The 22318-nt window shown below is 41.3% G+C and carries 14 protein-coding genes; all 14 read left to right on the top strand.

Translation table 11 applies throughout. The features are described from left to right. The first annotated feature begins 6 nt into the window (after window positions 1–6). The 14 genes from ACHLI0_RS15780 to ACHLI0_RS15715 all read left to right on the top strand — a co-directional run bounded on the left by ACHLI0_RS15780 (window position 7) and on the right by ACHLI0_RS15715 (window position 22273). Window positions 7–2769 (top strand): glycoside hydrolase family 2 protein, encoded by a 2763-nt coding sequence (locus ACHLI0_RS15780; RefSeq protein ID WP_490749632.1) that lies wholly within the window; start codon window positions 7–9, stop codon window positions 2767–2769. 18 nt (window positions 2770–2787) lie between these two features. After that, entirely contained in the window at window positions 2788–4401 is a 1614-nt protein-coding gene (locus ACHLI0_RS15775) for a beta-N-acetylhexosaminidase (protein WP_490749631.1), read from the top strand. A gap of 15 nt (window positions 4402–4416) precedes the next feature. After that, window positions 4417–5841, top strand: coding sequence for a sialate O-acetylesterase (locus ACHLI0_RS15770; RefSeq protein ID WP_258971318.1), 1425 nt, complete (start codon window positions 4417–4419; stop codon window positions 5839–5841). 16 nt (window positions 5842–5857) lie between these two features. Next, the gene (locus ACHLI0_RS15765) at window positions 5858–8107 is read left to right on the top strand and encodes a hypothetical protein (protein ID WP_490749630.1); all 2250 of its coding nucleotides are present in this window, start codon (window positions 5858–5860) and stop codon (window positions 8105–8107) included. A gap of 26 nt (window positions 8108–8133) precedes the next feature. Continuing rightward, window positions 8134–10158, top strand: coding sequence for a DUF6259 domain-containing protein (locus ACHLI0_RS15760; RefSeq protein ID WP_490749629.1), 2025 nt, complete (start codon window positions 8134–8136; stop codon window positions 10156–10158). 36 nt (window positions 10159–10194) lie between these two features. After that, complete coding sequence (locus ACHLI0_RS15755; protein WP_490749628.1) at window positions 10195–11805, top strand: phosphodiester glycosidase family protein; 1611 nt, start codon at window positions 10195–10197, stop codon at window positions 11803–11805. Between the two features lie 91 nt (window positions 11806–11896). After that, on the top strand, window positions 11897–12970 hold the full coding sequence (locus tag ACHLI0_RS15750) for an SGNH/GDSL hydrolase family protein (RefSeq protein WP_490749627.1): 1074 nt from the start codon (window positions 11897–11899) through the stop codon (window positions 12968–12970). 22 nt (window positions 12971–12992) lie between these two features. Then, window positions 12993–14174 carry a DUF4855 domain-containing protein gene (locus ACHLI0_RS15745; protein ID WP_490749626.1) on the top strand — a complete coding sequence of 394 codons (1182 nt, stop codon included), beginning with the start codon at window positions 12993–12995 and terminating at the stop codon, window positions 14172–14174. Between the two features lie 27 nt (window positions 14175–14201). Then, the gene (locus tag ACHLI0_RS15740; protein ID WP_490749625.1) at window positions 14202–16400 is read left to right on the top strand and encodes an alpha-N-acetylglucosaminidase; all 2199 of its coding nucleotides are present in this window, start codon (window positions 14202–14204) and stop codon (window positions 16398–16400) included. A gap of 143 nt (window positions 16401–16543) precedes the next feature. Further along, window positions 16544–17860, top strand: a complete 1317-nt coding sequence (locus ACHLI0_RS15735) for a sugar MFS transporter (protein WP_278715095.1) — start codon at window positions 16544–16546, stop codon at window positions 17858–17860. Window positions 17861–17892: 32 nt separating this feature from the next. Next, complete coding sequence (gene nagA, locus ACHLI0_RS15730) at window positions 17893–19080, top strand: N-acetylglucosamine-6-phosphate deacetylase (protein ID WP_070750674.1); 1188 nt, start codon at window positions 17893–17895, stop codon at window positions 19078–19080. Then, window positions 19061–19846 carry a glucosamine-6-phosphate deaminase gene (locus ACHLI0_RS15725; RefSeq protein ID WP_008762537.1) on the top strand — a complete coding sequence of 262 codons (786 nt, stop codon included), beginning with the start codon at window positions 19061–19063 and terminating at the stop codon, window positions 19844–19846. Before nagA ends, ACHLI0_RS15725 begins: the two co-directional genes overlap by 20 nt. 6 nt (window positions 19847–19852) lie before the next feature. Next, the gene (locus tag ACHLI0_RS15720) at window positions 19853–20857 is read left to right on the top strand and encodes a Gfo/Idh/MocA family protein (protein ID WP_490749624.1); all 1005 of its coding nucleotides are present in this window, start codon (window positions 19853–19855) and stop codon (window positions 20855–20857) included. A 9-nt stretch (window positions 20858–20866) separates the two neighbouring features. After that, window positions 20867–22273: a putative oxidoreductase C-terminal domain-containing protein gene (locus ACHLI0_RS15715; protein WP_490749623.1), complete on the top strand. Its 1407-nt coding sequence runs from the start codon at window positions 20867–20869 to the stop codon at window positions 22271–22273. Window positions 22274–22318: the final 45 nt, after the last annotated feature.

Below are 22318 nucleotides of genomic sequence, written 5' to 3'. Positions count from 1 at the left end.
ATTGTTATGAAAAAATTACTTATACTCTATCCGTTTCTATTGTTTTGCTTGATAAGCAAAGCAGATAACCAGTTGAAATTAACCAATTGGGAAATAAAAAGTACGACCGAAATAAGCGAAAATGCGGAAAAAGTATCTATGCCTTCATTCCAGGCTACCGACTGGTATGAAGCCACAGTACCGACTACTGTTTTGAATGCATTAGTGAAACAGAACGTTTATCCTGATCCCAGAATCGGCATGAATAACTTTCTAATTCCTGATGTCTCTGATGAGTTTAATAAAAAAATGGACTTAGCTAAATACAGTTACCTGAGCAATGGAAAAAATCCTTGGCAGGAACCTTATTGGTATCGCACGACCTTCACTTTGCCTAAGCAATATAAAAACAAAAAAATATGGCTGAACCTCAATGGAATTAACTATCGTGCAGACGTATGGATTAATGGACATCAAATAGGGAAAAAAGAAGATGTAGCAGGCATGTTCCGCCGCTTCAAATTCGATATAACCGATTACATCCAGCCCACACAGAACTGTATTGCTATAAAAATATATCAGGTGGACCATCCCGGAACTCCTAACCCCGGAACACAATTTATAGTCTTTGGGCCTAACCGTGGTACGGCTTCCGATTTATTCAAAGATGAAACATTAAAATTCACAGGTGGTTGGGATTGTGCCCCTGTAGTGCGTGACCGGAACATGGGTATCTATCAGTCCGTCACTCTGGAAGCAACCGACCAGGTCACTATTGAAGACCCATATATTATCACTACTCTACCCCAAAAAGATACAACAGTTGCCGATATTACAATCAAAGCGACTGTACACAATCATTCGGATAAGATGATAAACGGTAAAGTTAAAGCAACAATTCGCCTTATCAACGAATTAGTTTATCCGAGTTACACACGTAAACTGGCAGGAAGCATGAAACCGATAAGCGTAACTCTGCCTGTCACAATGCTCCCCAATGAAAGTAAAGAAATAACATTATCTCCCCAGGAGTTTTCCATCTTATCCATACAGAACCCATACTTATGGTACCCAAACGGCTATGGAGAGCAATATATGCACAGTCTCGACTTATCATTCGACATGAATAATGGGAAATCGTCCGACCGGGAGAAGGTAAACTTCGGAATTCGCGAAGTAACTTCGGAATTAATGAAAAACGGGGAAGAATATGGTCGTGTATTTTTTATCAATGGCAAACGCATCTTCTGTAAAGGGGGATGGATACAACCGGATGTACTTCTCGACGACTCACCCAAACGAATTTATGACCAGGCACGATTAATGGCAAATGCCAACATTACTTTGATCGGCAGTGAAGATATGCCTTCCCCTTCCGAAGATTGGCTGGATAGCTGGGATAAATACGGACTGATGAACTGGCATGTATTTTATCAATGCTACAGAATGTTCCCGGGACGTGACAACCAGCATAATCCTCTCGACAATGACTTAGCTATCGCCTGCGTGAAAGACATGGTCAAAAGATACCGTAATCATCCCTGTATCATTGCATGGTTCGGAGTTAATGAAGTGTTGGTAGATGAAGAATTGTATCATCCGACCAAAGAAGCCGTATTAAGCCTCGACACGACACGACCCTACATACCGACTACCAGTATCAGTTGGGACGTAGACAAACTAACTCCTTATTTAAAACCGGACTTACCAACCGGTACTACCGATGATGGCGCTCCCGACTATAACTGGGCACCCTCCGATTACTACTTCGATAAAGTAGAAGAGGTTTATCTGCAAATGTTCAGAAACGAATTAGGCATGCCTTCCGTACCTGTATACGAAAGTCTGAAAAAGTTTATACCTACTATTGATAAGCCACTCGACCGAAGAAATCCGATTTATCCATTAGACAGTATATGGGCGGAACACGGAGCATGGGACACCAATAACTTCTGCTATCGTGCATACGACAATGCTATCCGGACCTTCTATAGTGACCCGGTCAGTGGCGAGGATTATGCATATAAAGGCCAGCTAGTAAGTTCGGAAGGGTATCGTGCCATGTTTGAGGCAGCCAACCACCGGATGTGGGATATCACAACAGGGATAATGATCTGGAAACTAAACTCTTGTTGGCCCGATGTCTGCTGGCAAATTTATGATTGGTATCTGTCGCCCAATGCTTCTTACTATTTCTCAAAGAAAGCAATGGAGCCCATTCATATTCAAATGAATGCAAATACGAACCGGATTTCTGTGATAAATGCTACTCATCAAGAACTTAAATCTGTTGTAGCCAAAGCCAGAATCATAGACTATTCAATGAAAGAATGCTGGGCATACACAGATACCATATCCGTGGGCGCCGACCAATATAAAGAATTAGAAACCGTACCTCAACGAGGTAACCTTTCTGCTGTATATTATATAAAGCTGGAATTAGAAGACTTAAACGGAAATCTTATTTCTGAAAACTTATACTGGCGTTACTCGCAACATCAAAATTTCTATTGGCTGGTAAATATGCCTAAAGTTACATTAAAGCAAGATTTAAAACTTCAGAAACAAGAAAAAGAGTATCAGATCACGCTTACTTTAACGAATGACTCTGATAAATTATCCTTTTTCAACCACTTAATGATACAAAGAGAAAATACAAAAGAAGTCGTAAACCCGGTATTCTGGAGTGATAACTTCATTTCATTGTTCCCCAATGAGACCCGTACCATCACTGCGACAGTATCCATAGAGGATTTACATGGAGAAAAGCCTATAATCATTATTAAATAACTAATAAAACCAAGAAACATGAAACTATTACTTACAACCTTGGCGATAGTCTATCTAAGTTTGTTCATGAGCCTGCAAGCACAAGAACAGGTACGGGTTATTCCCTATCCTGCTGAAGTCACCATGCAAGCAGAAACGTGTAAACTCAAATCGGGTCAAAAAATCCACTATCTGGATGCCAGTTTATATAAAGAAGCAGCATTCCTTGAAAAGAAACTCGCTGATTTAAACTATAAAATGAAAGTAATCCCCAGCAAAAAAGCCGCGAAAGGAATCAACTTATCATTAGACGATAGACTGCAAAACAAAGAAGGCTATCAGCTGATTATCGCCCCCAAACAGGTCCTCATCAAAGGGGGAAGCCCGGCTGGAGTTTTCTATGGTATTCAAACGCTATTACAGCAGTTAACCAACGGAGATCTAAGATGTGGAACGATAGAAGACGCCCCACGTTATGAATGGAGAGGATATATGCTTGATGAAGCACGTCACTTTTCCGGCGAAAAAAGGGTAAAACAAATCCTTGACCTGATGGCATATTATAAGATGAATCGCTTCCATTGGCATCTGACAGACGCACAAGGATGGAGAATCGAAATTAAACAATACCCTAAATTGGCAACCATAGGAGGAGAAGGTTGCCATAGTGATCCGGATACACCGGCACAATATTATACACAAGAGCAGATCCGTGACATCATAGCATATGCCCAAGAACGTCACATTGAAATTATACCCGAAATAGACATGCCCGGACATGCCACTGCAGCCAATAAAGCTTACCCGGAATATTCAGGCGGAGGAACGGAAGAACATCCGGAATTCACTTTTAACGTCGGCAAAGAAGAAACTTATACTTATCTGACTAATATACTAAAAGAAATAGCTGCCTTATTCCCTTCTCCATATTTACATATCGGAGGCGACGAAGTAGCCTATGGAATCAAAGCATGGGAAACAGACCCACATGTACAAGCACTATTGAAACGCGAAGGATTACAAACTGTAAAGGAAGCAGAACGCTACTTTATGCATAGAATGACAGATGTAGTAAACTCACTAGGCAAAACTTTAGTCGGTTGGGATGAACTTCTCGACCTGAATGTAAAGCAAGATAATACTATCATCATGTGGTGGAGGCATGATAAACCCGATTACCTGCGCAGATCACTGACCAAAGGATATTCGACTATCATGTGTCCGCGCAAACCGCTTTATTTTGACTTCGTACAATATAAAGACCACAAATGGGGACGAATCTGGGACGGATTCTGCCCAATAGAAGATGTATATGCTTTCCCCGACAAATGGTTTGCCGAATGGGGAGTATCAGCCTCCGACCTATCACACGTCAAAGGCATACAGGCCAATACATGGACGGAACTGATGCATACTAAAGACCGGGTAGATTTCATGATCTTTCCCCGCCTCTGCGCACTGGCAGAATCGGCTTGGTCCGCGCCGACAGTCAAAGACTACGATAAGTTCCTGTCACGCATGGAAGATGCATTCACCCTATTTGATAAGCTGAATATTTATTACTTTGATTATCGTAATCCTCAGCACCATCCGGAACCGACTGGTCCTGTCATCAAAAAGAAAGAAAAAATACAAATGGATTTCCGTGACTAAAAAAAGAAATGCCACATGAAGATTCTTATCTACTTTTTAATAATTGTACTGTGGAGCATCAATATGGAGGCAAAAGTTAAATTGCCTCCACTACTTAGTGACAATATGGTCTTACAGCAAAAAAGCAATGTACGAATCTGGGGAAAAGCGACTCCAAATTCTACTGTTGTAGTAACTCCTTCATGGGCAAATAAGGAAGTCAAAACCCATGCTGACGAAAAGGGATGTTGGGAATTACAGATCACAACGCCTGCTGCCAGTTTCGAAGAATATACATTAACACTGACGGATGGAGAACAATCTGTCACTTTACAGCATCTCTTGATTGGAGAAGTCTGGTTATGTGCCGGACAATCAAATATGGTAATGCCTTTGAACGGATTTGATTATTGTCCCATAAGCGACTCCAATAATGTCATAGCAGATGCTCCCAATCATCCGGGAATACGAATGGTAACCATAAAGCCGACAGTAAAACTATCTCCGCAGGAGTATGCAGAAGGAAGCTGGCAGCAACCAACTACGGAAAATGCTCCGAAGTTTAGTGCAGCCGCCTATCATTATGCATTAACTTTACAACGGACCTTGCAGATTCCTATAGGAGTTATCACCTGTGCATGGGGAGGCTCAAGAGTAGAAGGTTGGCTACCTAAGGAAATACTACAAACCTACAAAGATGAAGACCTGACTTTAATAGGAAGTGACAAGACACCAGTCTATTTACAATCGATGTTAATGTATAATGGAATTTTATACCCCTGTCACAAATATACAATAAAAGGTTTTATCTGGTATCAAGGAGAAAGTAATGTAAGAAGTAGCAGAACATACGCCGAACGCCTGGCTACAATGGTAAAACATTGGCGATCAATATGGGGACAAGGAGACCTGCCTTTCTATTATGTTGAGACAGTCCCATTTGCCTGTGAATATAAAGAAGATGGCTACATAGGAGCATTATTGCGGGAGGCTCAACAAAAGGCGCTTTCACTCATTCCCAATAGTGGTATGATCGGCACAAACGACTTAGTAGAGATATACGAAGCTCCTCAAGTGCATCCTCACAATAAAAAAGGGATTGGAGAACGCCTCGCATATATGTCCCTGAATAAGACATACGGATGTCAGGGAATAGAATCCGAATATCCATCTTATAAAAGCATGAAAATCAACGGAGAGACAATTGAAATCTCCTTTTCCCATGCAGAAAAAGGATTAAGCCCCTGGATGAATATCTCCGGATTTGAGATTGCAGGTTCAGATAAAGTCTTTTATCCGGCAGAGGCCTCTTTAAATCAGAAGGATCATACAGTAATTGTCAAATCCCCAACAGTCAAATCTCCCGTTGCCGTTCGTTACTGTTTTCGGAATTTCCTGAAAGGAAATCTGATTAATACACGCAATCTGCCGGTCAGACCATTTCGCACAGATAAGTGGTAATAAAAACATAAAATAAATGATGAAAAGAATATATTATACATATCCGGTTTTATTAGTCTGGCTTGTGTCGACATTGTTGCCACAATTTTGTATAGCTATGCCTAATGAACAGAAAGAAAACAATGATGTGGTCATAGAGAACGCGGAAATGCGTCTAATTATTAGCAATGACGGAAAAGCACGCAGCCTGATACACAAAGCTACGGGAGAGGAATGTCTGATAACAAATGCAGATGTACCTTTATGCGCTATTACCCAATACCGTCCTTACGATAATGAAAACTTCCTAATGTTTCCTGCAAAGCCACGCACCTTCCCAGCCAATAAAATTGAACGTAACGGAAATGAATTACGTATAGAATTTCAGGATACCTATGACATTGCCATTATAGAGTTAAATATCACAGATTATTATATAGGTTTCACTCTGAAGCAAATTGATTATCGTATCGAAGATTTTGGGGTAAAACGCAAAACTGAAATAGATGAAATCTCATTATTACAATTACCAGTACGTAAACGTGAGAACTTTGGTGAGTGGCTGAATGTATCATGGGATGAACAGACAGCCATATGCCTGCTAGGCACCCATCCGACCACCTATATCGATGCTTTTGCAAACAAGGAGTATACTACGATGTATGCAGGACTTGATTTTCAAGTGAAACTTTTCAATTCCGGTGCAGCACTGATTACTACTTCAAAAGAAAAACTGCTAACCTGTATTGATAAAGTAGAACGTGACTATCATATGCCTTTAGGAGTAGAAAGTCGCCAACGTAAAGAATATCAGTACTCCTATTATGAGCTACGTGATGTCACGACTAAAAATATAGATGAACATATTGCATATGCTCAAAAAGGTGGCTTCAAATCCATTGTCGTCTATTATGTTGATTTCGCCAAAGCTTGCGGACATTATGAATGGAGAAAAGAATATCCGAATGGAATGAAAGATTTGCAGGAAATCACTAATAAAATCAAAGCAGCAGGCATGATACCCGGCATTCATATTCATTATTCCAAAGTAGCAGTGAATGACCCATATATCAACAACGGCATACCGGACTCCCGCACCAACCATGTACGCGAATTTATTCTCTCGGAACCATTAGATGATTCAAGTACTATCATCACTATAGAAGGTAATCCGGAAGGCGTACGTATGGAGAAAGGACGACGTCTCCTGCAAATTGACAACGAGCTTGTCACTTATGAAAACTATACCACCGAGCCTCCATATCAATTTACGGGATGTGTACGGGGAGTATTTAACTCAAAAGCAGCCTCCCATGACAAAGGACAACATTTCAGGCTATTGGATGTAGATGACTGGCCCCTGTTTATCCGTGTCAACCAAAATACAGGAATCCAAAAAGAGATTGCCGAACGTTTAGGAAAAATCTACCACGAAGCAGGCTTTTGTTTTGTCTATTTTGATGGTGCGGAAGATGTACCGATGCCTTATTGGTATAATGTCTCCCGCTCTCAGATGATAGTATACAACGAAATGAAACCAACTCCATTATTTGCAGAAGGAGCATTGAAATCACATTATGGATGGCATATTTTAAGTCGTGGGAATGCTTTCGATATATTTCCTCCGGAACGTATCCGTCCGGCAATGAAGAAGTATACACTTCGATGCGCTGAACAGATAGCCAAAGATTTTACTTCTGTCAATTTCGGGTGGGTGAATTACTTGGCTCCCAACGACAAGACAATAGGCATGCAACCAGACATGTATGAATATATTTGCAGCAAAGCTGTCGCATGGAATTCTCCCATATCATTAGTTGGCAATTTAAAAGAGTTACAGAATCATCCTCGTACGGAAGATAACCTGAGAGTTATCAAAATGTGGGAAGAAGCAAAACTTCAAGGTGTCCTGACAGACAAACAGAAAGAATTACTCAAAAATCCCGAACAAGAATATCTTCTGATGAAAGATAAAAAAGGAAATTATCAGTTATATCCCTATCGTCAAATAACCAATGATGACGAAAAGCCAATCCGGGCATTCATTTTCCAGAAAGCAGGAAAGACTTGTATCATTTATTGGCATATGAACGGTACAGGGCAACTCACTCTTGATATAGAAAAGAACAAGCTGTCTTTGATGAATGAGAGTGGTAAAAGAATACCTATCCAGTCAGCAGGAAGCAAAAGTATCCTCCCCGCAGCAGGGCGTCTCATATTGGAAACCGCTCTTCCACAGGAGGAAGTAATAAAATTATTCAGAAAAAGCATCGAATTTATTAAATAGAAATTATTCATCCTAATCTTTTGTATATGAGAAATATGATAACCGGTATTATTAGCATATTATGCTATTTACAATGTTTTGGAACTTTATCAGCCTCAGTGACTGCTAAAAATGAAAATGGAAACTTTGTATTAAAAAACAAGAATGTTGAATTAGTGTTTGCCAACGGAAAAGAATTCTTATTCAAGGAATTCCGCATGGATGGCATGAACATATTGCCTGTAAATGGAAGTACAACGCATCCGTGGCAACTAATCTACCGGGGGCCCAACGGAGAGAACCCGACCTTAATGCCCCGATGGGGCGAATATAAAGGAGGCGAGATACAAAAAACTCAAGATGCCTCAACATTAATATTCACCTGGCAAATGGTTATAGATGCAGGACCGACGTGTCCGGTACGCATATTAGTCACATTAGGTAAAGATGCCGAACTACCTGAATGGCGCATTGAAGCAGAAATGCCGGAAGGATGGGTGATTACAGAATCTGAATTTCCCCGTATTGCTGTAAACAGACCAGAAGGAGCAAAAGGAATTCTTCCTGTCGGATTCGGAACCGAATACACAATCGGTAATGAAGGACAACTGCAATCACGTTATCCTTCGTGTACAGGCACAATGCAGTTAGTGCTGATGCATCATAAAGGAGGCACAGTCTACTTTGCCGCACAAGACAAAGGGGGATCTGGCAAAGTATTCAGAATGAAAAGTGAAGGAAAAAGTCTTGTATTTATTCAGAACGTGACAACATCCTATGCCTGGACTCAAAACAAGAAGTTCAGCATTCCTTGGGAAACAGTGATGGGATTTACCAAAAAGGGATGGCAGGACGCTGCAGTACAATGGTATCGTCCATTTACTTTCGAAACACTGTGGGGTGCAAAAACTATTTCAGAACGTCCTATAGCAGAATGGATCAAAAACGCTGATATATGGCTACGTCCGGGAGAAGTAAATGCTGAAACAATGGAAGCAGTACGTAAAGCGATGAAATACTATGGAAAAGGAGTCGGATTGCATTGGTATTATTGGCACAATCATCGTTTCGATACTAAATATCCGGAATACTTTCCTGAAAAAGCAGGATTCAAAGAAATGATTAAAGAGACACAGGAACTTGGAGGATTTATTACTCCATATATTAACGGTCGTCTATGGGATCCAGCAACAGACAGCTATAAAACGCTTAATGGTAAAGATGCCTCTTGTCGCAAAGCTGATGGTACATTATATACAGAAGTATATAGCTCAAAGGTATTAAATACTGTAACCTGCCCATCCTCTTATATTTGGAGAGATGTTCTGAAAGGAGTCAACAAACATATATTAACTGAACTAAAAACGAACGGTGTATATATGGATCAGATAGGTTGCGCCAACAGCGAACCCTGCTATGCAACCAACCACGGACATGCACCTGGTGGTGGTGACTGGTGGCCTTTTGCCTACCGCAGTTTACTCACCGAAATGCGTACAAATCTATACAAAGAGAACCAAGCCATGACAACAGAAGAAAATGCAGAGTGCTATATTGACCTGTTTGACATGATGTTAGTTGTCAATTCTCCGCACAACAGCTATACAAAAATGGTTCCGTTGTTTCCGCTCATTTATTCTGACCGCTGCATCTATAGCGGATACACCTACATCCCTTGGCGTATCACAGACGGTTCTTTGAATTTCATGAGTATGCGTAGTCTGTTATGGGGTTCTCAGTTAGGATGGGTAGAGCCCAGTCTGTTGATGCGCCCAGATGCGAAAAGGGAAGCTAAATTTCTGAAAAATCTGACAGATTTCCGCCGTCAACAACATGATTTATTCTTGGGAGGCCGTTTTATACAGGAAATAATTCCAACTGGTGATAACCCAACGCAAGAGATACCCAACTATGAAATAACTCCGGTAGTATTAGCGGCAGAATGGGCTAGTGTATCAGGCGAACACGTATACCTTATAGTAAACATGAGTGAACAAGAACACAAGGTTACACTGCCTAATAAAAAACAAATAACCGTCAAAGCACTTGATGCGGTCAGAATCAGCAAATAAACAATCTTGTAATCAAACAATAAATAGTACAGTATAATGAAACAGATTATATTTATAGCAATATTATTAACATGTGCCTTCGGAGCCTGCTCAAGTGACAATGACGGCGACGAACAGTCTGCAAGCGTACAAGCACCATCAGACATAACCATAGAAAGAATGGGAAAAACCAAAGTATTACTCCGTTGGAAAGACAATAGTAATAATGAAACCGGATTCAGCATCTTATTAAGAAAAGCAGATACCAGTGAAAATATAGAAATAGCCAAGGTATCCGCAAATGTCACAGAATATACAATCGAAAGTGGTCTGGAAGAAGGAAACATATACTATTTCGGAGTAAGAGCATTCTCGGCTACAAATACTTCACGTGCCATTTACGAGCTCTATCGGTTGGTAGCCCTCGGTGACGAGCCAAGCATCGCAATCATAGGAAGTATCAAAGCAAACTCAACTTGTATCAGTACCTCTTATCAAGTGACAAACATAGCTGGACAAACCAACGTAAAATATGGTTTATGCTGGAGTACCGAAAACACACCCACTATCAATGATCAAAAGCAAAACGGACCGGAAGTTGCCGAAGACGGAAAAGTATTTCAAGTGATTCCGAATACCTTACTCGACTATGGCAAATCCTATAAAGTACGTGCCTTCCTGACAACCTCTACCGGTACTTATTACAGTGCAGAGTCGACTGTTTCCTTGGAAACTGAGCCACAAGCAATCCAATTGACATGGAATAAACTGACTAAGTCTACATTGCCGGCAGAAATCGAACTGTACGAAACCACCAGTAACTTAAATGGTAGTAATTTCCATGCATGGTACGCCATTGGTGATCTCTCTACCGGTAAGGTAGAAGTACGTGTCCACATACCATCTTCTCCCGCAACCATCGACACGCAATCTGCATCATTCAATGGAGACTGTTATTTATTGGTCAATGGAGGATATTTCTATAATGGCAACCATACAGGAATAGCTGTTATCAATTCCATAAAATCGGGCTCTGTTTCAGCCGTTCGGGGGTCACTAAAAACTGGCGATACAGAATACAACAGTATGTATAATGTGACAAGAGGAACATTCGGCGTAGATGCTTCAGGTAAGCCGAATGTTGTTTGGACAGGTACGGATGCTTCCAACAATGTTTTCTATTTCGACCGTCCTTTGCCGTCTGTCAAAGGAGAAAATAAATACGGAATTGTCACTAATGAAAATCCGACTACCGCAATTAATTGGAGTCCTAAATATGCTTTAAGTGCAGGGCCTGTATTATTGAAAGACAAAAAAATCCCATTCGATTTTACAGAGACATCAAAGGGCACAGATTACTATCTCAGTAACTATGAAATCATTCCGTATGACATTTTCGGAGCGAATGTAACCCCTGACCGTACGGCAATCGGTTATCGTGAAGATGGAAAAGTGGTCATATTCATTTGTGACGGACGTATTACCGCAAGTGGTGGAGCTACTTTAACAGAACTGGCACAAATAATGAAAGGATTAGGCTGTGTAGGAGCTATTAATCTTGACGGCGGAGGTTCTACCGGAATGGTTGTAGGAGACGAACACTTGAATGACATAACCGGAGGAAACCGGGCAGTCGTTTCTACAATTGGATTCTTCAAGAAAAATTAGCCCAATCCGGATATTCATAAAAGCTATAGCAATATACATAGTAAGTTTCTTTTTATGTATATTGCATTGCTTTTATAAACAACCATTTATTATGAAAAGACATATCATCATTTTGCTCATTACATTCTTGTGTTTACCGGAATATCTGGAAGCTCAATTAAAATATTATGATGCTGCCGAGTTTCCATTGTATGGTAAAGCCACAAAGAATACAGAAAATCGCTACGAACGATTGCCGGATTCATTAAAGCATGTCTCTCGTAAACCGGTATGGAATTTAAGCAGAAACTCCGCAGGATTAGCAATCAGATTTTGTTCCAATTCAACAACAATAGCCGCCAAATGGGAGAATTTGAATAATAACCTGATGAATCACATGACACCTACCGGTACTAAAGGACTCGATCTATACACATGGGTAGACGGAGCATGGAGATTTGTGAATAGTGGGCGCCCCACCGGAAAAGTGAATCAAGCCACAATTATAGCAAATATGGAACCGGTCGAGCGAGAATATATGCTATATTTACCTCTTTATGATGGAGTAGTTTCATTGTCCATCGGAATAGATGAACAAGCATCCATATCAGTACCTCGAAAGGCAATTCCAGTACGGACTAAACCAATCGTTTTTTATGGAACAAGTATTCTTCAAGGTGGCTGTGCCAATCGTCCCGGAATGGCACATACCAATATCATTTCCCGCCGTCTCAATCGAGAGATCATCAATTTGGGATTCAGTGGAAATGCACTTTTAGACTACGAAATAGCCGAAGTAATGTCTTTAGTAGATGCAGGAGTGTATGTACTAGACTTCGTCCCTAATGCTTCCTCCGATCAGATATATGAGAAGATGGAAACCTTCTATCGCATACTTCGGGATAAGCATCCACGCACTCCGATTATATTTATTGAGGACCCCGTATTCACTCATGCTCTGTTCGACAAGAAAATAGCTATCGAAATAAACAAAAAGAATAAAGCCGTCAACAGTGTCTTCAAATCTCTGAAAACAAAAGGTGAAAAGAATATATACATGATTTCTTCCGAAAAGATGCTTGGAGAAGATGGAGAAGCAACAGTAGACGGTATTCATTTCACAGACTTAGGAATGATGAGATATGCAGATCTTGTTTGTCCGGTTATAAAGAAAGTATTAAAATAACACCTATAAAATAAAAGCAAATATGAAACGTTGTCTATTTATTCTCTTTCTCTGTTGTATAGGTAGTGGTCTTGCTGCTTGCCAAGACGAAGACCACACAGTCCCTACCCTCCCATCCGAGAATGATCCGGAAATAAACGATCCAGTCGTAGAATTCTATGATTGGGAAAAGAACCGCACCGAGTTACTGACATCTACAGATATGGTGTTACTCTATGGCGGAGGACACCATCGCACTCCCTATACATGGGATAAAGAACGTGTAAGTTCTTATATCAGATATGTAGATACCGACAATCAATCCCACTGGCTATTCGACAGCTTCCTCTTTTTGGAAATCATGGACACAGGCACAGGAGGCGCTAATAAAATGTTCGCCAAAGGTTATAATCTGGAATCAGCCAACCAAGCAGACTGGACGAAACTTATAGACTATTACTTCCAGTCTGAAACAGGAATCGGAGCATTAGACGTATCAGTCAAAGAAGCCTCTACCATTTTGGGACCCCCACGGCAAAAACGTCAGATTGTGATCAGTATACCAGAGCCCATAGTCTACCAACACCCGGAACAAGCATCCTCATCAACCAAGTATTGGGGGAAAATAGATAACCAGACGCTTGACTTTTCCAACTCTGCCGACCGAATAAAAGCCTGCAAATGGTATATCGATCAGGTACGTGCCAAGTTCAATGAAAAGAACTATCAACATGTAGAATTAGCGGGATTTTATTGGCTTGCCGAGAAAGCGACCGACACCCGTGATATTTTAAATGCGGTTGCCAACTACCTGAACAAACTAAAATATAGTTTCAATTGGATCCCCTATTATGGAGCAGATGGATATAATCAGTGGAAATCACTAGGATTTAATTATGCTTATTTCCAGCCTAATTATTTCTTCAACGAATCCGTTCCCGATTCTCGTCTGGAAGATGCCTGCCAGAAAGCACTCACGTATGATATGCACATGGAACTGGAATTTGATGACAATGCTCTGAATAGCAGAGGAAAGGCTTATCGTTTGAAGAACTATATGAGTGCATTCAAGAAACATGGTATATGGGAGAAAAAGCGCCTTGCCTATTATCAGGGAAGCGCATCCCTGCTTGCGCTAAAAAAATCAGGGAACGCAGCCGATACCCAGCTCTATCATGAGTTCTGTAAGTTTGTCATCAGCCGCCCCATCCGGAGTTCACATTAGTATAAACAGTTTAATCATCACCATTCTATGAATCATAAATACCTATACTTACTCCTGCTATTTTTGATAGTCAGTTGCCAACGCAATGTAGAAACAGGCCCTCCTGCATTAAAAGAAATGTGCCAAAGATTATTTCCCCGGCATGCCCAGTCGTTTCTATTTGAATTACTGACAGATTCTATTGATACAGACCGTTTTATACTGGAATCGGCCCAAGGGAAAATACGGATAAAAGGAAACAACCGTAACTCATTGGCTGCCGGTTTGAATCATTATCTGAAAAACTACTGTCATACCCATGTTTCCTGGTATGCCTCAGAGACAGTGAAAATGCCTGATGTACTACCGGAGATACCTCAGCCAGTATATATCCGTTCCAAATGTGACAATCGTTTTTTTCTCAACTATTGTACATTCGGCTATACCATGCCCTATTGGAAATGGCAGGACTGGGAACGACTGATAGACTGGATGGCATTAAACGGAGTCACCATGCCTCTTGCCATTACCGGACAAGAATCCATTTGGTACAAAGTATGGACAGACATGGGTTTGAGCGACGAACAGGTTCGTTCATACTTTACGGGGCCAGCCCATCTTCCCTGGCATCGGATGTCCAATGTTGATTACTGGCAAAGCCCACTACCTCAATCCTGGCTAAAGGATCAGGAGGAATTACAAAAACGTATTCTCGAAAGAGAGCGTGAGTTTGATATGACTCCTGTATTACCAGCATTTGCCGGTCATGTACCAGCCGAATTAAAAACAATTTATCCGAATGCAAAAATCTATCAAATGAGTCAGTGGGGCGGCTTCAATGAAAAATATCGCAGTCATTTTATCGATCCGATGGACTCATTATACTCAATCATTCAGCGCCGTTTTCTAGAGGAACAAACCAAAGTATATGGTACTGACCATATTTATGGAATCGATCCTTTCAATGAAGTCGACTCTCCTGACTGGAGCGAGGATTTTTTAGCCAATGTCTCAAGCAAGATTTACGAGTCGATACATCAGGTAGACTCAGCAGCCCAATGGTTACAAATGACCTGGATGTTCTTCTATGACAAAAAGAAATGGACTCAACCCCGTATTCATTCCTTTCTAAAGGCAGTACCGGATAACAAACTGATATTACTCGATTACTATTGCGATCATACAGAAATCTGGCGAAATACTGAAAAATATTACGGGAATCCCTATATTTGGTGTTATCTGGGTAATTTTGGCGGCAATACGATGATAGCAGGCAATCTGAATGATATTGATTTCAAGATTAAACGACTCTTCAAGGAGGGAGGAGACAATGTCTACGGTTTGGGAGCAACTCTTGAAGGCTTTGATGTAAACCCTCTTATGTACGAATTTGTATTTGACCAGGCATGGGATTATCCTGTCACTACCGACCAATGGATAACCAACTGGGCCATGTGCAGAGGAGGAAATCAGGATGCCAATATCATCAAAGCGTGGAGAGCCTTGCATCAGAAAATTTATACCGAACATGCCACATGCGGCCAATCGGTGTTAATGAACGCGCGTCCCAGACTAACGGGAACTAAAAGTTGGAATACAAACCCCGGCATACATTACGCAAATAACGACTTATGGCAAATATGGAAAGAGCTACTAAAGGCCCGGAACATCAACAAAAGTGATTTTCGCTTTGACGTAATCAATATCGGAAGACAAGTACTAGGTAACTTGTTCTCCGAATATAGAGATCAGTTTACCGCTTGTTATAACCGGAAAGATACAACAGGCATGAGAGAATGGAGTACCCGTATGGACAACCTCTTGCTTGACGTAGACCGCCTCCTTTCCTGTGACGCGACTCTATCCATCGGGAAATGGTTACAAGACGCCAGAGACTGTGGTGCAACCGCATCGGAAAAGGATTACTATGAAGAAAATGCACGCTGTATCCTGACCGTATGGGGGCAACAGGACACCCAACTGAATGACTATGCCAATCGAGGCTGGGGAGGACTTACCCGAAGCTTCTACCGGGAACGTTGGAAACGTTTCACAGACGGAGTCATCGCTGCCGTTTCGAAGAATAAGCCTTTTGACGAAGACAAATTCCACCAGGACATTACGCAATTTGAATACAACTGGACATTACAGAAAGACTCTTTCCCTATTGTTTCAGAGGAAGACCCGATTCAAATAGCAGACAGTCTTATCTTAAAATACGATACGTACTTTACCAAAGCACAATAATGAAGGCAGGCATTCGACAAACAGGCGCTTCAAAAGATACGTTTTTTGAATGTAGCTTTTCGTTTTTCACAGAGAAGAAAGGAATCGAATGTCCTACCTTTGTTTTATCAATTATATAAATACATACTATAAAAGACCAATTTATGGGAAACAATCAACCTTCGGCAAGAAAAAAAACTTATTATATATCTCTGGCTATTCTGGCCGGTATGTTCTTTATATTCGGATTCGTATCATGGGTCAATTCCATACTGATTCCATACTTCCGTATTTCTTGCGAGCTTACCCATTTTGAATCCTATTTTGTAGCCTTTGCTTTCTATATAGCATACTTTGTCATGGCCATTCCTTCGGGCATTCTATTGAAGAAAGTAGGATTTAAAAAAGGAATCATGTATGGCTTTATGCTGACTGCTTTGGGAGCTTTTATCTTTGTCCCGGCAGCCCTGGCACGGCAATTTGAAATATTTCTTATCGGCTTGTTTTCTATTGGCACCGGCTTGGCTATTTTGCAGACAGCCGCCAATCCTTATGTCACCATTATCGGTCCGATAGATAGTGCTGCACGACGTATCAGCATCATGGGAATCTGCAATAAAGTGGCAGGAATTATCTCCCCGCTCATATTCGCTGCCCTTATTCTGAAAGCAAACGACAGTGAACTCTTTGCATTAATTGAATCCGGTGCACTGGACGAAGCAACAAAGAACGCCATGCTCAATGAATTGATACAACGTGTCATTATCCCATACATTATCCTGGGCATCATCTTACTGCTGACAGGTATCGGTATCCGCTACTCCGTATTACCGGAAATAAATACTGACGAGCAGAATGCCACTGATGAACAGGACAATAAACATACTGACAAAAAAAGCATTCTCGACTTTCCATACCTCATATTAGGTGCATTGGCCATTTTCTTTCATGTAGGTACACAGGTTATAGCCATTGACACTATAATCAATTACGCCAACTCTATGGGGATGGATTTGCTGGAAGCAAAAGTATTCCCTTCTTACACACTGGGATGCACAATGATAGGATATATACTTGGCATCATCCTTATCCCTAAATACATTTCCCAGAAAAATGCACTGATAGGGTGTACATTACTAGGTTTGGTTCTCTCATTCGGAGTGGTATGGGCAGACTTCGATATGACATTATTCGGTCATCAAGCCAATGCTTCCATCTTCTTCCTGAATGCTTTAGGTTTTCCCAACGCTCTGATCTATGCAGGAATATGGCCTCTTTCCATTCATGGGTTAGGCAAATTCACCAAAACCGGTTCCTCTCTGCTGATTATGGGATTATGCGGCAATGCCATTTTACCTTTGGTATATGGTCACTTTGCCGATCAGTACAGTTTGCGCATCGGTTACTGGGTACTTATTCCTTGTTTTATCTATCTGGTATTCTTTGCCATCAAAGGGCATAAAATCAACTCCTGGAGATAAGACTGAACGTAAGACATTAAAAATAAAAAAAAATGGAAAGACTGATTATTATCAATGGGAAACTAGTACTCCCTACCGGCATCGAAACCAATAAAATAATGGTTTGCCGGAATGGTAAGATAGAACAGATTGTATCATCCGAAGCATATATTCCTCAAGCTGACGACCGGATCATAGATGCCAACCAACAATATGTCTCCCCAGGATTTATTGATATACATGTTCACGGCGGCGGAGGTCATGACTTTATGGATGGAACCGTAGAAGCCTTTCTGGGAGTAGCCGAAACTCATGCCAGATATGGAACAACAGCCATGGTACCTACAACACTGACCAGCACAAACGAAGAGCTAATGATGACCTTTGCCGTTTATCAAAAAGCCAAAAGTCTTAATAAAAAAGGTGCCCAATTTATCGGGTTGCATCTGGAAGGACCTTACTTCTCGCCTAAGCAGTGTGGAGCCCAAGACCCCAATCATTTGAAAACGCCTCATCCGGATGAATATAACGCAATACTGGAAGCTTCACAAGATATTGTACGATGGAGTATTGCTCCGGAACTGGCGGGAGCAGTTGAACTGGGGGAAAAGCTCAAAAGCTATCACATCCTCCCATCCATCGCACATACCGATGCCATTTATGAAGAAGTGGTAAAAGCATACGAAGCAGGATATACTCATGTCACCCATTTATATTCAGCGATGTCAACCATCACCCGTAGAAATGCCTATCGCTATGCAGGTGTGGTAGAGGCAGCTTATCTGATTGATGATATGACAGTAGAAATCATTGCGGACGGCATTCATCTGCCCAAACCTTTACTACAATTCGTATATAAGTTCAAGGGGGCCGATAAAACAGCACTTTGCACAGATGCCATGCGAGGTGCGGGAATGCCGGACGGTGAATCCATATTGGGCAGCCTGACCAACGGTCAGAAAGTTATTATTGAAGACGGAGTAGCCAAGCTTCCCGACCGTTCGGCATTTGCCGGAAGCGTAGCTACCGCAGATCGTTTGGTAAGAACCATGATAAATATAGCCGGCATACCCCTAATCGATGCTATCCGAATGATAACCCTTACCCCCGCCCGCATTCTGCATGTGGATTCCCAGAAGGGTTCTCTGGAGGAAGGTAAAGATGCCGACATCGTCATTTTCGACAATCAAATTAACGTAACAACAACTATATCAAAAGGCCATGTTATCTACAATCAATGAAACATACCTGTTTCAACAAGATCTATTAACAGTCAAAATGTTCCCTTCTATCCAACAGATGGGGAAATGTGCTGCGACAGAAGTTACTAACAAAATATGCGAACTTCTCAAAGAGAAAGCTGAAATCAATATGATTTTTGCCGCAGCTCCTTCACAAAATGAATTCTTAAGTCATCTTATTCACAGTAAACAGATTGACTGGAGCAGAATCAACGCTTTCCACATGGATGAATACATCGGCATTCATCCGGAAGCCCCACAAAGTTTCGGAAATTTTCTCCGTCAGCGTATCTTCGACAAAGTCCCGTTCAAGACTGTAAACTATCTGAACGGACAAGCAGAAAACCTTGAAGAAGAATGCAAACGTTATTCCGAATTGCTGCTTCGTCATCCTGTCGATATTGTCTGTCTGGGAATTGGAGAAAACGGTCATATTGCATTCAATGATCCGGATGTAGCCAATTTCAACGACTCCCATTTAGTTAAAGTAGTAGAACTCGACCCGATATGTCGCCAGCAACAAGTGAATGAAAAATGCTTTGAAGCATTCGACCTTGTTCCTGCTAAAGCACTGACTCTTACCATTCCAGCCTTATTAAAAGCCGACTGGATGTTCTGCATTGTGCCTTTTAAAAATAAAGCCAATGCAGTATACAACACTCTTTATGGAGAAATTTCCGAAAAATGTCCGGCCAGTATATTACGCAAAAAAGAAAATTCTTGTTTATATTTGGATCCTGAAAGTGCAGAACGAATAAACTTATAAATACATATGAAAAATATCTTATTTATCCTCCTTGCTTTCTTGTCTGTCAGCTTCAGACTATATGCGCAGGATGTAATTAAAATAGGAATTATCGGGCTCGATACTTCCCATTCCACAGCTTTCACCGAGCTACTGAACGGAGACTCTGACGATAAGTTTGTCAAAGAGTTCGAAGTCGTAGCAGCTTACCCTTATGGTTCAAAGACTATCCAGTCCAGTTACGAACGAATTCCCGGATATATAGAAGAGGTCAAGAAACACGGTGTGGAGATTACATCTTCCATAGCGGAATTGCTTGACAAGGTAGATTGCGTCATGCTTGAAACAAACGACGGTAGAATCCACCTCGAACAAGCAATGGAAGTATTCAAATCCGGAAAAATATGCTATATCGACAAGCCTATTGGAGCGACATTGGGACAAGCTATTGCCATTTACGAAATGGCGGAGAAGTACAATGTGCCTATCTTTTCTTCTTCTGCACTCAGATATTCTCCACAGAATCAAAAGCTGAGAAACGGAGAGTTCGGCAAAATTCTGGGAGCTGACTGTTATTCTCCTCACAAGGTAGAACCGACTCACCCCGACTTCGGTTTTTATGGCATTCACGGAGTAGAAACGCTTTATACTCTTATGGGAACCGGTTGCGAGTCAGTCAACCGTATGTCTTCCCAAGATGCTGATGTAGTGGTAGGCCGTTGGAAAGACGGGCGGATAGGTACTTTCAGGGGAATCAAAGAAGGTCCGGCCATTTATGGCGGTACAGCTTATACCCCCAAAGGTGCAATAGCAGCAGGAGGATATGAAGGTTACAAAGTTTTGCTCGATCAAATACTCACTTTTTTCAAGACCGGAGTAGCTCCGATCTCGAAAGAAGAAACAATTGAGATATTCACTTTTATGAAAGCTTCCAATATGAGCAAAGAGCAGAACGGCAAAATCGTTACCATGGAGGAGGCATACCGAAAAGGGCTGAAAAATGCACAGAAGCTAATTAAAACCTATAAATAAAAATAGCACATGAGGTACACATACAGACACATCGGGATCCTGACCATCTCATTAATAGTTGCTTCCTGCTCTTTTTCCCAAAAACAGGCAAACAACAATCATGACAAAGATATGAATCCGAACGTAAAAATAGTGGTCCTCGACCCAGGACATTTTCATGCCAGTCTGTTGCAAAAGAATCCGCTGGCCTCAGTGAACGACACAATTCGGGTATATGCTCCCGAAGGAGCGGAAGTCAAACAATATCTGAACGACATAAATAGCTATAATCAACGGGCGGAGAATCCCACATCCTGGAAAGAAGAAATATATATTGGGGGCGATTATCTTTCCAGGATGCTTTCCGACCGTCAAGGAGATGTAGTCGTGCTTGCCGGAAACAACCAGAAAAAAACAAACTATATTCTGGAAGCTATCAAAGCAGGATACAATGTGCTTTCCGACAAGCCTTTGGCCATTAACAAGAAGGATTTCGACTTACTGATTCAAGCATATCAATTGGCAAAGGAAAGGAAATTACTCCTTTACGACTTGATGACTGAACGATATGACATCCTGAATATCATCGAAAAAGCATTACTGAACAATCCAGATCTTTTTGGTGAATTGCAAAAAGGGTCTTTGAATGATCCGTCAGTTTCTATGGAAAGTGTTCATCATTTCTTTAAGAATGTATCAGGCAAGCCACTGATTCGTCCGGTATGGTATTATGACACAGAGCAACAAGGAGAAGGTATTGCGGATGTAACCACTCATCTTATCGATCTGGTCAACTGGCAATGTTTCCCCAACGAAACCATCCGTTATCAGTCGGATGTAGAAGTATTGAAAGCCAGACATTGGCCTACCCGCATTACATTACCTGAATTTTCGCAATCGACGCAGGCTGACACCTTCCCCGCCTTCTTGAACAAATATATCAATAATAATGCGCTGGAGGTTTTAGCGAATGGTAGCCTAAATTACACAGTAAAGGGGATTCATATAGGTATGAAGGTTATCTGGAATTACACTCCTCCAAGTGATGGTGGCGACACTTTTACCTCCCTTAAGAAAGGAAGTAAGGCTACATTGAAAACAATTCAGGACAAAGAAAGCGGTTTTGTGAAACAGCTCTACATCCAAAAAGCCGCAGAGTCTGATCACTCCGAATTTGAGAGCCAGTTGCAAAAGGCCATCAAACAACTGCAAGCGACCTATCCATTCCTATCCGTCAAAAAAATGAATGAAGGACTCTATCTGATTGATATTCCACAGGCGGACAGACTGGGACATGAAGCTCACTTCAGTAAAGTAGCAGAAGCATTCCTTGGCTATTTGCATGATAAAAATATGCCGGAATGGGAAAACGAGAATACAATATCTAAATATTATATTACCACTACAGCTGTAGAGCTGGCAAAGAAAGAGAAATAAGAAAGACCGCAGACACGTGTTAAGAAGTGAAATAAAATATTATGC

This window comes from Bacteroides sp. RCH18 (assembly GCF_058231005.1).
Note: the sequence above shows the minus strand (reverse complement) of the source record. Positions and strands in the feature narration are given on the sequence as shown.

Coding starts and splice junctions, on each gene's coding strand:
- ACHLI0_RS15775 (WP_490749631.1), top strand. CDS start 2,788: ATGAAACTATTACTTACAACCTTGGCGATAGTCTATCTAAGTTTGTTC.
- ACHLI0_RS15780 (WP_490749632.1), top strand. CDS start 7: ATGAAAAAATTACTTATACTCTATCCGTTTCTATTGTTTTGCTTGATA.
- ACHLI0_RS15745 (WP_490749626.1), top strand. CDS start 12,993: ATGAAACGTTGTCTATTTATTCTCTTTCTCTGTTGTATAGGTAGTGGT.
- nagA (WP_070750674.1), top strand. CDS start 17,893: ATGGAAAGACTGATTATTATCAATGGGAAACTAGTACTCCCTACCGGC.
- ACHLI0_RS15765 (WP_490749630.1), top strand. CDS start 5,858: ATGATGAAAAGAATATATTATACATATCCGGTTTTATTAGTCTGGCTT.
- ACHLI0_RS15770 (WP_258971318.1), top strand. CDS start 4,417: ATGAAGATTCTTATCTACTTTTTAATAATTGTACTGTGGAGCATCAAT.
- ACHLI0_RS15750 (WP_490749627.1), top strand. CDS start 11,897: ATGAAAAGACATATCATCATTTTGCTCATTACATTCTTGTGTTTACCG.
- ACHLI0_RS15735 (WP_278715095.1), top strand. CDS start 16,544: ATGGGAAACAATCAACCTTCGGCAAGAAAAAAAACTTATTATATATCT.
- ACHLI0_RS15740 (WP_490749625.1), top strand. CDS start 14,202: ATGAATCATAAATACCTATACTTACTCCTGCTATTTTTGATAGTCAGT.
- ACHLI0_RS15715 (WP_490749623.1), top strand. CDS start 20,867: ATGAGGTACACATACAGACACATCGGGATCCTGACCATCTCATTAATA.
- ACHLI0_RS15755 (WP_490749628.1), top strand. CDS start 10,195: ATGAAACAGATTATATTTATAGCAATATTATTAACATGTGCCTTCGGA.
- ACHLI0_RS15725 (WP_008762537.1), top strand. CDS start 19,061: ATGTTATCTACAATCAATGAAACATACCTGTTTCAACAAGATCTATTA.
- ACHLI0_RS15760 (WP_490749629.1), top strand. CDS start 8,134: ATGAGAAATATGATAACCGGTATTATTAGCATATTATGCTATTTACAA.
- ACHLI0_RS15720 (WP_490749624.1), top strand. CDS start 19,853: ATGAAAAATATCTTATTTATCCTCCTTGCTTTCTTGTCTGTCAGCTTC.